Origin of the sequence: Pantoea sp. ARC270 (genome assembly GCF_003236725.1) — a bacterium.
Taxonomy (GTDB): domain Bacteria; phylum Pseudomonadota; class Gammaproteobacteria; order Enterobacterales; family Enterobacteriaceae; genus Pantoea; species Pantoea anthophila.
The window spans coordinates 1-12,421 of sequence record NZ_PUGA01000021.1; the positions used below are offsets into that span (position 1 = coordinate 1).

A 12,421-nucleotide genomic window follows, 5' to 3' on the forward strand; every position below is an offset into this window, starting at 1 on the left:
GTTTGCTGCGCTGCTGTTCCTCACGCTGCCGAGGCCGGAAGTGAGGAACAGGCCCATAAACAGGGCGAAGAAGGCGACGAACGATCCCTGATGTCCGGCTCCCGGCAGCGTGAGGAACAGCAGCGCAGCAAACAGCGCCATCAGCACGTAGTTGATCAGGGTGACGCGGGTTCCGCCGAAGCGATCCGAGATCATGCCGCCTGCTGAGCGCGCCAGTGCGCCAATCAGCGGGCCAAAAAAGGCGTAGTGCATAATCACCACCCCGGGAAACTGCGTCTTTGTCAGCATGGCGAAGCCGGCTGAAAAGCCGATAAAGGAGCCGAAGGTCGCCAGATAGAGCAGCGCCATGATCCAGAGGTGCGGACGTTTCAGCACCGGCAGCTGTTCGCGCAGCGAGGATTTCGCTGCCGCCAGATCGTTCATCCCCAGCCAGGCGGCCAGCGTGCCGATGGCCAGAAACGGCACCCAGATCCAGGCCGCATTTTCCAGCCAGAGGCTATCGCCGCTCGCGGTGACTTGCCCTCCATCGGCAAAACCAAAAATGGCGCAGGAGATCGCCAGCGGGGCAACAAACTGCATGACGCTGACGCCGAGGTTCCCCAGGCCGCCATTGATGCCCAGCGCGCCGCCCTGACGGGCTTTGGGAAAGAAGAAGCTGATATTGCCCATGCTGGAGGCGAAGTTCGCCCCCCCGAAACCGCACAGCAGAGCGATCGCCATAAAGGTGGCGAAGGAGGTCTGGCTGTCCCTTACCGCAAAACCGAGCCACAGACAGGGAACGATCAGGATGCCGGTGCTGAAGGCGGTCCAGCGGCGTCCGCCAAAGACGGGAATCACAAATGAGTAAGGCACACGCAACAGCGCGCCGGAGACCGACGGCAGCGCGGTCAGCAGAAAGAGCTGTTCGGTACTGAAGCGGAAGCCGACCTTATTCAGGTTAACCGCGACGGTGCTGAACAGCATCCAGACGCAGAAGCTCAACAGCAGACAGAAGACAGAGATCCAGAGGTTGCGGCTGGCGATGCGTTTACCCCGCGCCTGCCAGAAGGCCGCATTTTCCGGTTGCCACTCCTGGATCGGTGCGCCGCGCGTCGGGGTTTGCAAAGGGGCAGATTGGGTCATGACTCTCTCATCAGCAGAAGAATAATGGGGCATATCCTGCGTATCCGCCCTGCCCGCTTGCTTGATACAAATCAACGGCAATGCAGGTTATCCGGGCGTGGTCATCCTGTCTCAGCCGGGATAAGTAGCGGAGAGGCAGCAGAGAGTCATTGCAAATCATAAGGTTAATCGGCTGCACTGAAAATGGTGAGCCGGGGAGAGGGAAAATGGAAATAAAGGAGTAGTCCTTTGGGGGTATATAGCGCCCCCGCCTCACCGGTAAGATAGGCCCACACCCGATCCGGACGGGCAGCGGCGACAGGAACAGGAGTCATGGTGACGGCAGAGACATTTACGCTTTTATTGATCGACGACCACCCCATGCTGCGCAACGGGCTGAAGCAGCTAATCGCGCTGGATGAGAGACTGCAGGTGGTTGCCGAGGCGGGAAACGGTGCGCAGGGCGTGGCGCTGGCGCAGCAGCACGATCCTGACCTGATCCTGCTGGATCTGAATATGCCGGGACTGAATGGGCTGGATACCCTGACCCGACTGCGCGAAGCCCCCCTCTCCGGGCGGGTGGTGGTGTTCAGCGTGTCGGATGAGGAAGAGGATGTCGTCAGCGCACTGCAGCGCGGCGCCGATGGCTATCTGCTGAAGGATATGGAGCCGGAAGCGCTGCTGAAAGCCCTGCATCAGGCGGCAGCCGGTCAGATCGTGCTGAGCGAGGCGTTAACGCCGATGCTGGTCACCCGGCTGCGCGACGCCCGGCCTGCCCGGCCGCGTGACATCACGCAGCTGACCCGACGCGAACGCGAAATCCTGCAGCTGATCAGCGACGGGATGACCAATAAAGCGATCGCCCGTAAGCTGGCCATCAGCGAAAGCACCGTTAAGGTCCACGTCAAATATCTGCTGAAGAAGATGAACCTTAAATCCCGGCTGGAAGCCGCGGTATGGGCGCTGCAGCACGGGCTGAACTGACCTGGCTGCCTGTAAATGCTGCGTCAGAAGTCATAGAGCTTAACGGGGTTATCACGCAGTATTCTCTGCCGATCCCGGCTCTCCGGCGCCCAGACCTGCATCAGATCGAGTAACACTGCATCGTCCGGCTTATGGCTGTCCGGTTCGGTCGGATGCGGCCAGTCGCTGCCCCACAGCAGCCGTTCCGGGTTAATCTGCACCAGTTTTTGTGCCACCGGCGTCACATCGTTATAGCCCGGCGCGCCGGTTAAGGAGTCGATATAAACCCCGGAGAGTTTTATCCAGCTTTTCCCGCCATCCAGCATCCGCTGCAGCGTGGTAAACACCGGCGACGTAATGCCCTCCGGCTGCGGCACGTGCCCCATATGATCGATCACCACCGGGGTCGGGAGTCTTTGCAGCCGGCTTTCCAGTTCGGTTAAGTGTTTACCAGAGGTCACCACCTGAATATGCCAGTTCAGGGGATTTACGCGTGCTGCTAACTTCTCCATATCATCGAGGTTAACCGCGCTGTAACGCAGATTGAACCGGATTCCCCTGACGCCCGCCTGATGCAGCTTCTGCAGTTCATCATCGCTGACCGACGAATCCAGCACCACCACGCCGCGCGCATTTCCCCCGCTCGCCGCCAGGCCATTCAGCAGGACGCTGTTATCGGTTCCATAGCGGGAGGGTGTGACAATCACCATCCGGTTGATGCCCAGTCTCTGCTGAAGCTTCCGATAGTCTTCCAGTGAGGCGTTCGCCGGGTTCATCAGTTTTGTGCCAGGCACGGCAGGACAGCGGCTGTCGTACAGATGCATATGGCAATCGACGCTGCCTGGCGGCGGAATCAGCTGAGGTTTTTTCTCGCCCGAACTGTAAGGCACGTTTGCGAAGGCGGGAAACGCCGCAGCGAAAGCCAGCGCCGCGCCTGAGTGTAAGAAATGCCGACGGGTTAGTGACATTTATCCTCCTGATAATTAAGGTCATTAAAGCCGTTATTCAGACTTTCCGTTCCATCCTGAGCGCGACGTCATCATCCCGGCAAACTCTCCCGGTCGCCGCTATGACGGCGTGATGCTGACCGGACTTCACCGGGTAAATTTTGCGCGCTGAAAATGTAACCCGTTGATTCAAGCACTTTTGTCCGCCGGGCGCAGATGTGCGTGCCGCTTCTTTGACCGGAGTCTCTTTTTCAGGCGGCACGGTGGACTGATTTTTCTTTAATCCGCCCGACCCTGCCGGTGAACCGCACGCTCCGCGCGCAGCCACCTGATCGGCAATCCCCCGGTGCGCTATCCTGTCAGAAATCGCGAGCCGCCTCGCAGCAGCACACCAGAGAGTGCAAAAGTGACACTTTTCTGTCGCCAGCCGCCCTGCCATTTGCCAGGATGGCTCCTGGCCGGTCAGGTTCACGGTCTGCGCATCAGGCTGGCATATGCCCTGCCCTATTCGTTATCATCTGATTATCCTGCGCGCCTGGAATCCCTTTCGGTTTCATGGGCGTTGACCGCCAGAAATTTACCGCATCAAAGATGAGTTAAAACCTTATGCAAGAGCCAACCGAAAAGGACTTTCCTTCTCACACGCCCATGATGCAGCAGTACCTGCGCCTCAAGGCCGAGCACCCTGACATTCTGCTGTTTTACCGTATGGGTGACTTCTACGAGCTGTTTTATGACGACGCGAAACGTGCCTCACAGCTGCTGGAGATTTCGCTGACCAAGCGCGGCGCGTCGGCGGGTGAACCGATTCCGATGGCCGGTGTGCCCTATCATGCGGTTGAGGGGTATCTGGCTAAGCTGGTGCAGCTGGGCGAATCCGTGGCGATCTGCGAGCAGATCGGTGACCCGGCGCTGAGCAAAGGTCCGGTTGAGCGCAAAGTGGTGCGTATCGTTACGCCGGGAACCATCAGCGATGAGGCGCTGTTGCAGGAGCGGCACGACAACCTGCTGGCGGCGATTGTGCAAAGTCCGCGGGGGTTTGGCTACGCCACGCTCGACATCAGCTCGGGCCGTTTTCGCCTCAGCGAACCTGCCGATGCCGAAACTATGGCGGCAGAGCTGCAGCGCACCAACCCGGCCGAGCTGCTCTACCCTGAAGATTTCCAGGCGATGTCACTGATCGATCAGCGTCGTGGCCTGCGCCGCCGTCCGCTGTGGGAGTTTGAGATCGACACCGCCCGGCAGCAGCTCAATCTGCAGTTCGGCACCCGTGACCTTAACGGGTTTGGCGTGGAGAATGCGCAGCTCGGACTGAGTGCGGCGGGCTGTCTGCTGCAGTATGCCAAAGATACCCAGCGCACCACCCTGCCGCACATCCGCTCGCTGAGCATGGAGCGGCAGCAGGACAGCATCATTATGGATGCGGCCACCCGCCGTAATCTGGAGATCACCCAGAACCTGGCAGGCGGCACCGACAACACCCTGGCGGCCGTGCTGGACAAAACGGTCACCCCGATGGGAAGCCGCATGCTCAAGCGCTGGCTGCATATGCCGCTGCGCGACGTGCGCACGATCACCCAGCGTCAGGAGTCGATTGCAGAACTGCAGCCTCTCAGTGAGGTGCTTCAGCCGGTGTTGCGTCAGGTCGGCGATCTGGAACGAATCCTGGCCCGCCTGGCGCTGCGCACCGCCCGCCCGCGCGATCTGGCCCGCATGCGGCACGCTTTTCAGCAGCTGCCGGAGCTTAACCAGCTGCTGGCCGATGTTGAAGCGCCACAGCTGCAGAAGCTGCGCACCCAGATGGGCGAGTTCGCCGCGCTGCGTGAGCTGCTGGAGCAGGCGATCATCGACTCCCCGCCGGTGCTGATCCGCGACGGCGGCGTGATTGCCCCCGGTTATAACGCCGAGCTGGATGAGTGGCGTGCGCTGGCCGATGGCGCAACGGACTATCTCGACAGGCTGGAGATTCGCGAACGCGAGAAGCTGGGACTGGATACCCTCAAGGTTGGCTTTAACGGCGTACACGGCTACTTCATCCAGGTGAGCCGCGCGCAGAGCCATCAGGTGCCGATGCACTATGTCCGTCGTCAGACCCTGAAAAATGCGGAACGCTACATTATCCCGGAGCTGAAAGAGTACGAAGACAAAGTACTGACCTCGAAGGGGAAAGCGCTGTCGCTGGAAAAAAGCCTCTATGAGGCGCTGTTCGATCAGCTGCTGCCGCATCTTGAAGCGTTGCAGCTGAGTGCCGCGGCGCTGGCAGAGCTGGATGTGCTGAGCAATCTGGCCGAGCGCGCCTGGACGCTGAACTACTGCCGGCCGGTGTTGCAGGATAAAGCCGGGATCAAAATCAGCGGCGGTCGTCATCCGGTGGTCGAGCAGGTGCTGAAAGAGCCGTTTATTGCGAACCCGCTCTCCCTGGCCCCTCAGCGCAGAATGCTGATCATTACCGGTCCGAACATGGGCGGTAAAAGTACCTATATGCGTCAGGCGGCGCTGATTGCGCTGATGGCGTGGATTGGCAGTTTTGTTCCCGCCGATGAGACGCTGATTGGCCCGCTGGATCGCATTTTCACCCGCGTCGGTGCCGCTGACGATCTCGCCTCCGGACGCTCGACCTTTATGGTGGAGATGACCGAAACCGCCAACATCCTGCACAACGCCACCGAAAACAGTCTGGTGCTGATGGATGAGATTGGACGCGGTACCTCCACCTACGACGGCTTATCGCTGGCCTGGGCCTGTGCCGAAAACCTGGCCAACCGCATTAAAGCGATGACGCTGTTCGCCACCCATTACTTCGAGCTGACCACCCTGCCGGAGAAAATGGAGGGCGTGGTCAACGTTCACCTGGACGCGGTGGAGCACGGTGACACCATCGCCTTTATGCACAGCGTGCAGGAGGGGGCCGCCAGCAAGAGCTATGGTCTGGCCGTGGCAGCGCTGGCGGGGGTGCCCAAAGAGGTCATCAGACGCGCGCGCAGCAAGCTGAAAGAGCTGGAGACCGTCTCCAGTCACTCCGCCTCATCGACGGTAGATGGTTCTCAGTTGCCTCTGCTGGTTGAAGAGACCTCACCGGCGGTAGAAGCCCTGGAGGCGCTGGACCCGGATACGCTGACGCCGCGTCAGGCGCTCGACTGGATCTATCGCCTTAAGTCGCTGGTCTGAAGGTTCGCCGTGCCGCGTAAAAGCGCGGACCGGCCCGCTACGTTTCTGCCTGACCTTTTCTGCAGGCATAAAAAAAGCGGTGGTTTTCACCACCGCTTTTCGCATTCATGCTCAGATCAGTTATTCACGAAACAGTGCTTCAATGTTGAGGCCCTGCGCCTGCAGGATTTCGCGCAGACGGCGCAAACCTTCAACCTGAATCTGACGGACACGCTCACGGGTTAAGCCGATTTCACGACCGACATCCTCAAGCGTTGCCGCTTCATAGCCCAACAGGCCGAAACGACGTGCCAGCACTTCACGCTGCTTGGCGTTCAGTTCGAACAGCCATTTGACGATGCTTTGTTTCATGTCATCGTCCTGCGTGGTGTCTTCCGGGCCGTTGTCTTTCTCATCGGCCAGAATATCCAGCAGCGCTTTTTCAGAATCCCCGCCTAATGGCGTGTCAACCGAGGTAATGCGTTCGTTGAGACGCAACATACGGCTTACGTCATCAACCGGTTTATCAAGCTGCTCCGCGATCTCTTCCGCACTCGGCTCATGGTCGAGCTTGTGGGACAGTTCACGCGCAGTACGCAGATAAACGTTCAGTTCTTTAACAATGTGAATCGGCAGACGGATAGTACGGGTTTGATTCATGATCGCCCGTTCAATGGTCTGACGAATCCACCAGGTGGCGTACGTTGAGAAACGGAACCCGCGCTCCGGGTCAAATTTCTCAACGGCGCGAATCAGGCCGAGGTTACCTTCTTCAATCAGGTCCAGTAGAGCTAAACCACGATTGCTGTAACGACGGGCGATTTTCACCACCAGGCGTAAGTTACTTTCGATCATACGGCGACGGGAAGGGATATCACCCCGCAATGCACGGCGAGCGAAGAAAACTTCTTCCTCTGCCGTTAACAACGGAGAATAGCCAATCTCCCCAAGATAGAGCTGCGTCGCATCTAAAACACGCTGCGTCGCACCCTGTGATAGCAACTCTTCTTCCGCTACGTCGCTATCACTGGCTTCGTTTTCAACGAGTGCTTTCTCGTCAAAAATTTCAGCTCCGTTCTCATCGAATTCCGCGTTCTCATGTAACTCGTTTACTTTCAGCGTATTCTGGCTCATAAGCGGCTCCTACCCGTGATTCCAGGGCAGAACATAAAAAGGGTCTGTTCTGCCGGATTATCGCTGCGGTAAATAACGCAACGGGTTTACGGATTTCCCCTTGTAACGAATTTCAAAATGTAATCTGACTGAACTGGTTCCGGTGCTACCCATGGTAGCGATCTTCTGCCCCGCCTTAACTTCCTGTTGTTCCCGAACCAGCATTGTATCGTTGTGGGCGTAGGCACTCAGGTAATCATCGTTGTGTTTAATGATGATTAAATTACCGTACCCCCGGAGTGCGTTACCTGCGTAAACCACGCGTCCTGATGCGGTGGAAACGACAGATTGTCCGCGCGTTCCGGCGATATCGATCCCTTTATTGCCACCTTCGGCGGCAGAGAAGTTATCGATAATCTTCCCATCGGTCGGCCAGCGCCAGCTTCCGACCGGCGTTGAACTGTTGGTGGTACTGCTCACCGTTGGGGGGGCGGTCACGACTGGAGCTGTTGTCGTTGCAACATTTGCTCCTTTCGAAGGCAACAATTTGCTGCCACCCGAATTACCCGAATCATCAGAATACGTAATAACAGGTTGCTGTGCAACAACAGGCGCTTTAATTTGTGGCGACGCCGGAACACCGCCCTGCGTTGCATCAGCAACGGTAATAGGATTTCCGCCCGTAATCGGCTGACCTGACCCATTTCCAATCTGCAGCGTTTGCCCCACATTCAGGCTATAGGGCGCCGGAACGTTGTTGCGCTGGGCTAAATCGCGGAAGTCGTTGCCGGTAATCCAGGCAATGTAAAACAATGTGTCACCGCGCTTAACGGTATATGTTTCACCGGAGTAACTACCCTTTGGAATATTCTGATAACTGCGGTTGTACACAATCCGGCCATTCTGTGTCTCAACATTATCGCTGGTACTAATCATTCCACCGCTACGGGGAGCAGATCCTGAATTTGTGCTTAACATTTGTCCCTGGGCAGGTGTGGCAGGTACGCCGCCCGAAACCATGCCTGTGTCAGACGGGCTGCTGTTCATGCCGCTATTGTCGCCCACGCGACTGATGGGCGCCTGCGAGTTGTCGCTGGAGCTGCAGCCTGCCAGCCAGAAACCTACCAGTGAAAGCGCCGCCAGACGGCGTAACTGAAAAAGTGTGCTTCCCGTGCTCATTAATCCCCCGTGATGGCAACTCTGATCTATCTGTTTCACTGTATCTGCCAGCAGAATGCTCTGCGTGACGCGATAAAAGCTGTGTTTTCGTTAGGTAAACCGGATAGTAACAACATCAGGTACGTGGTGCCATGAAACAGTTGTGAAGAAATACGTAGAGGGTCAGGCCAGGTCGCCCTGCACCAGCGGAACAAAACGCACCGGCTCGATGGTCTCTTCCGTCACCTCTTTTCCCTGACGACGCAGCCGTTTCAGTACCTGCTGATCTTCCCCCACCGGCAGCACCATAATGCCGCCTTCTGCCAGCTGCGCTATCAGCGCAATCGGAATTTCCGGCGGGGCCGCCGTGACGATAATCGCATCGAACGGGCCTCGGGATGGCCAGCCCTGCCAGCCGTCGCCATGGCGGGTGGAGACATTGTGCAGATCGAGCTGTTTCAGCCGGCGCTTGGCCTGCCACTGCAGCCCTTTAATCCGCTCCACGGAATAGACGTGATCAACCAGGTGGGCCAGAATGGCGGTCTGATAACCCGAACCGGTGCCGATTTCCAGCACCCGCGAATGGGGATTCAGCCCGAGCAGCGCGGTCATCCGCGCTACCATGTAAGGCTGTGAGATGGTCTGACCGGAGCCGATAGGCAGGGCGACATTGTCCCAGGCCTTGTGCTCGAACGCCTCATCGATAAAGCGTTCGCGTGGCACCTCGCTAATGGCTTTCAGCAGGTTTTCGTCATGGATGCCCTGCTGACGCAGTTGTGACAGCAACGTCTCAATACGCCGATTCACCATGCCAGATTCACCTCAGCTTTCGCCAGCCAGTCGCTGAGCACCTCCTGGGCACTGTGCGCCGTTAAATCGACGTGCAGCGCGGTGACAGAGACATAACCCTGATCCACGGCGGCGAAGTCCGTATCTGGCCCGGCATCCAGTTTTTCACCCGGCGGGCCAATCCAGTAGAGGGTATTGCCGCGCGGGTCCTGCTGCGCAATCACCTGATCGGCCGGATGGCGGCTGCCACAGCGCGTCACGCGAATGCCCCGGAGTTCGGAGAGCGGCAGATCGGGCACGTTGATATTGAGAATGCGACCGGTGCGCAGCGGCTCATGCGTCAGCGCCCGGAGAAGCGCACAGGTCACCGCCGCGGCTGTCTCGTAGTGCTGATGACCATTGAGCGAAACGGCGATCGCCGGTAAGCCCAGGTGTCTCCCCTCCATCGCCGCCGCGACCGTACCGGAGTAAATCACATCATCCCCCAGGTTGGGACCGGCATTGATGCCTGACACCACAATATCGGGCCGCGGCTGCATCAGGGCATTCACCCCCAGATAGACACAGTCGGTCGGGGTACCCATCTGCACCGCGATATCGCCGTTTTCATGGGTGAACGTTCGCAGGGGCGTTTCCAGGGTGAGCGAGTTTGACGCACCGCTTCGGTTACGATCGGGGGCAACCACCTGCACGTCAGCAATCTGCCGCAGGGCTTTCGCCAGAGTCTGAATACCTGGCGCATGAATGCCGTCATCGTTGCTGAGCAATATCCGCATTTCGTTCTGACCTTTTTTTATTCGACTGGTCGCCGCGACTGAACCTGTCTGAACGGCATGGCAACAGGTGATGAATGGGCGGCGATTTTTGCATTCTAGCGAGGCACGCAAGGAAGTGGTAGGCGTAAATCACACAGCAGAGGGGGGTTGCCGCAACATTCCCCACACAGCGGGTCAGGTTGCGGCGAAGATTACTCATCAATCTGATCGGACGCGTCGGTCTGAACCAGCAGTTCTCTGACGACGCTGGTGGCGAAGCTGCCTGCGGGCAGCCAGAACGTCAGCTCCAGCGTCACCTCATCCCACCAGCTCCAGCGCAGATCGCGCGGCACGACCAGCATGGCACGGCGTGCGGCATCCACCCGCTCGCGCTCAATCAGGCCAGTCAGCAGGGTTTCGCCAGCCAGCACCTGCTCTTCAAAAGCCAGCGCATCCGCCTGCGGACCCGGCTCGCCCCGCCCCGGCAGCGGCGCGGTGATGCGCAGTTCATGCTGTTCAACCCGGCGCTGGCACGCTTCCAGCTCATCCGGCTGCACAACAAACCAGCTGCCTCGCCCGGTCAGCTGCAGGGCATCGCCGTTAAGGACCTGACTCAGGCCGCCCTGCTGTGCCAGACGCGCACTGGTCACCTGATTAAACAGCGCACTGCGCGCGGCAGAGAGCATCAGGCTGCGCTTGTTGCGATCGCGCAGGGTAATCTCGTTGCGCGCCCACTTCTCTGCGATCACCAGGTTATTGCCGCCGCGCCCGAAACGCTGCTCACCGAAATAGTTCGGCACACCCGCGTCACGAATCTGCGTCAGGCGCGTCTCAACTGCCTCACGGTCGCTGAGCTGGCGGATGACCAGCCGGAACGCATTTCCGGCCAGCGCGCCGATGCGCAGCTTGCGCTTGTGGCGTACCGCCTGCAGGATCTCAACCCCCTCCAGCGCAAAACCGCGCAGATCGGGCATCGCATTCCCCGGCAGACGGAAACAGAGCGTCTGCTCCGTCACGGCATGGCGATCCTTCATCCCGGCATAGCTCATGTCACGCTGATGCACCCCGAGATATTTCGCCAGCGCCTCCGCCACGAAGCGGGTATTCGCGCCCACTTTACGGATGCGCACCAGCAGATGCTCACCTTCCCCATCCGGGCCATAACCGAGATCTTCAACCACCACAAAATCTTCCGGGCTGGCTTTGATGACGCCGGTGGCAGCGGGCGTGCCGTGCAGATAGTGAAGCGTCATTGAGTGTCGGCTTTCAGCAGCAGGGCCACCGCTTCGCAGGCGATCCCTTCACCGCGCCCGGTAAAGCCCAGCTTTTCGGTCGTGGTGGCTTTGACATTGACCGCATCCATGTGACATCCCAGATCTTCCGCGATGTTGATGCGCATCTGCGGCACATGCGGAAGCATTTTCGGCGCCTGGGCTATCAGGGTGACATCCACGTTACCGATGCGATAGCCTTTGGCTTCGATACGACGCCAGGCCTCGCGCAGCAGGCCGCGGCTGTCCGCGCCTTTAAACGCGGGATCGGTATCCGGAAACAGCTTGCCAATATCGCCCATGGCGACCGCGCCCAGCAGCGCGTCGGTCAGCGCATGCAGCGCCACATCACCATCGGAATGGGCGATAAACCCCTGCTCAAACGGGATCCGCACACCGCCAATCACTAACGGACCCTCTCCGCCAAAGGCGTGAACGTCAAAACCGTGACCGATACGCATCATGCGCTCTCCTTTAATTGAATCTGACTCAGATAAAAAGCCGCCAGCGCCAGATCTTCTGGCCGGGTGACTTTGATGTTATCACTGCGTCCGCTGACCAGCAGCGGATGGTAGCCGCAATACTCCAGCGCCGAGGCCTCATCCGTAATGGTTGCGCCCTCGGTCAGTGCCCGCGTCAGGCAGGCTGTCAGCAGCGCATGCGGGAAAAACTGGGGGGTTAAGGCGTGCCAGAGATCGTCACGCTCTACCGTGTGGGCCACCGCGGCTTTGCCCGGCTCGCCACGTTTCATGGTGTCGCGCACTGGTGCGGCCAGAATCCCGCCGACGTGGCTCTGTTCGCGCACGTTAAGCAGCTGCTGCAGGTCGTCGGGATGCAGACAGGGACGGGCAGCATCGTGAACCAGAACCCACGCGGCACCCTGCGCGGCCTGCAGGCCAGCCAGCACCGATTCGGCGCGGGTCTCTCCGCCGGTAACCCTGAGCACGCGCGGATCGCGCGCCAGCGGCAGTGAGGCGAAGTGCTGATCGTCGGGACTGAGGGCGACAATAACCTGTTTAATGGCAGGATGGGAAAACAGACGTGCAATGCTGTGTTCCAGAAGGGTGTGCTGACCAATCGTCAGATACTGCTTAGGACAGGTTGCCTGCATGCGGCTGCCGATCCCGGCCGCGGGCACTACGGCAATCACATCCGCAAGGGAGGCCAGAGTATTCAT

The 12,421-nt window shown here is 59.1% G+C and carries 11 protein-coding genes; 2 read left to right on the forward strand and 9 right to left on the reverse strand.

Translation table 11 applies throughout. From position 1 onward, the window contains the following. Positions 1 to 1,122 (reverse strand): NarK family nitrate/nitrite MFS transporter (locus tag CKF42_RS11135; protein ID WP_111208204.1); only part of this gene is annotated, 1,122 nt, incomplete at its 3' end. Between the two features lie 312 nt (positions 1,123 to 1,434). On the opposite strand from CKF42_RS11135, the gene narL reads away from it, so the two are divergent. Next, a complete protein-coding gene (gene narL / locus CKF42_RS11140) occupies positions 1,435 to 2,085 on the forward strand; it encodes a two-component system response regulator NarL (protein WP_111208205.1) in 651 nt (216 codons plus the stop codon). Between the two features lie 23 nt (positions 2,086 to 2,108). Here narL and CKF42_RS11145 read toward each other — a convergent pair whose 3' ends face one another. Next, positions 2,109 to 3,032 (reverse strand): amidohydrolase family protein, encoded by a 924-nt coding sequence (locus CKF42_RS11145; RefSeq protein WP_111208206.1) that lies wholly within the window; start codon positions 3,030 to 3,032, stop codon positions 2,109 to 2,111. Between the two features lie 585 nt (positions 3,033 to 3,617). Between CKF42_RS11145 and mutS the strand changes: the two genes are divergently transcribed. After that, positions 3,618 to 6,179 carry a DNA mismatch repair protein MutS gene (gene mutS, locus CKF42_RS11155; RefSeq protein ID WP_009086921.1) on the forward strand — a complete coding sequence of 854 codons (2,562 nt, stop codon included), beginning with the start codon at positions 3,618 to 3,620 and terminating at the stop codon, positions 6,177 to 6,179. 120 nt (positions 6,180 to 6,299) lie between these two features. Here the strand turns inward: mutS and rpoS are convergent, their stop codons facing one another. The 7 genes from rpoS to ispD all read right to left on the reverse strand — a co-directional run bounded on the left by rpoS (position 6,300) and on the right by ispD (position 12,421). After that, complete coding sequence (rpoS, locus tag CKF42_RS11160; RefSeq protein ID WP_009086923.1) at positions 6,300 to 7,292, reverse strand: RNA polymerase sigma factor RpoS; 993 nt, start codon at positions 7,290 to 7,292, stop codon at positions 6,300 to 6,302. A 57-nt stretch (positions 7,293 to 7,349) separates the two neighbouring features. Beyond that, complete coding sequence (nlpD, locus tag CKF42_RS11165) at positions 7,350 to 8,450, reverse strand: murein hydrolase activator NlpD (protein WP_058958445.1); 1,101 nt, start codon at positions 8,448 to 8,450, stop codon at positions 7,350 to 7,352. Between the two features lie 162 nt (positions 8,451 to 8,612). Further along, complete coding sequence (locus CKF42_RS11170) at positions 8,613 to 9,239, reverse strand: protein-L-isoaspartate(D-aspartate) O-methyltransferase (RefSeq protein WP_009086927.1); 627 nt, start codon at positions 9,237 to 9,239, stop codon at positions 8,613 to 8,615. Beyond that, on the reverse strand, positions 9,233 to 9,994 hold the full coding sequence (gene surE / locus CKF42_RS11175; RefSeq protein WP_009086929.1) for a 5'/3'-nucleotidase SurE: 762 nt from the start codon (positions 9,992 to 9,994) through the stop codon (positions 9,233 to 9,235). The genes CKF42_RS11170 and surE overlap by 7 nt, the downstream gene beginning before the upstream one ends. Before the next feature lie 191 nt (positions 9,995 to 10,185). Beyond that, positions 10,186 to 11,226, reverse strand: a complete 1,041-nt coding sequence (truD, locus tag CKF42_RS11180) for a tRNA pseudouridine(13) synthase TruD (protein ID WP_111208208.1) — start codon at positions 11,224 to 11,226, stop codon at positions 10,186 to 10,188. Continuing rightward, positions 11,223 to 11,705 (reverse strand): 2-C-methyl-D-erythritol 2,4-cyclodiphosphate synthase, encoded by a 483-nt coding sequence (gene ispF, locus CKF42_RS11185; RefSeq protein ID WP_009086933.1) that lies wholly within the window; start codon positions 11,703 to 11,705, stop codon positions 11,223 to 11,225. The genes truD and ispF overlap by 4 nt, the downstream gene beginning before the upstream one ends. Beyond that, entirely contained in the window at positions 11,705 to 12,421 is a 717-nt protein-coding gene (ispD, locus tag CKF42_RS11190; protein ID WP_046102453.1) for a 2-C-methyl-D-erythritol 4-phosphate cytidylyltransferase, read from the reverse strand. Before ispD ends, ispF begins: the two co-directional genes overlap by 1 nt.

What these genes read in the sequence shown, in the direction of transcription:
- mutS (WP_009086921.1), top strand. Translation starts at nt 3,618, where the DNA reads ATGCAAGAGCCAACCGAAAAGGACTTTCCTTCTCACACGCCCATGATG.
- CKF42_RS11145 (WP_111208206.1), bottom strand. Translation starts at nt 3,032, where the DNA reads ATGTCACTAACCCGTCGGCATTTCTTACACTCAGGCGCGGCGCTGGCT.
- ispF (WP_009086933.1), bottom strand. Translation starts at nt 11,705, where the DNA reads ATGCGTATCGGTCACGGTTTTGACGTTCACGCCTTTGGCGGAGAGGGT.
- surE (WP_009086929.1), bottom strand. Translation starts at nt 9,994, where the DNA reads ATGCGGATATTGCTCAGCAACGATGACGGCATTCATGCGCCAGGTATT.
- narL (WP_111208205.1), top strand. Translation starts at nt 1,435, where the DNA reads ATGGTGACGGCAGAGACATTTACGCTTTTATTGATCGACGACCACCCC.
- rpoS (WP_009086923.1), bottom strand. Translation starts at nt 7,292, where the DNA reads ATGAGCCAGAATACGCTGAAAGTAAACGAGTTACATGAGAACGCGGAA.
- nlpD (WP_058958445.1), bottom strand. Translation starts at nt 8,450, where the DNA reads ATGAGCACGGGAAGCACACTTTTTCAGTTACGCCGTCTGGCGGCGCTT.
- CKF42_RS11170 (WP_009086927.1), bottom strand. Translation starts at nt 9,239, where the DNA reads ATGGTGAATCGGCGTATTGAGACGTTGCTGTCACAACTGCGTCAGCAG.
- ispD (WP_046102453.1), bottom strand. Translation starts at nt 12,421, where the DNA reads ATGAATACTCTGGCCTCCCTTGCGGATGTGATTGCCGTAGTGCCCGCG.
- truD (WP_111208208.1), bottom strand. Translation starts at nt 11,226, where the DNA reads ATGACGCTTCACTATCTGCACGGCACGCCCGCTGCCACCGGCGTCATC.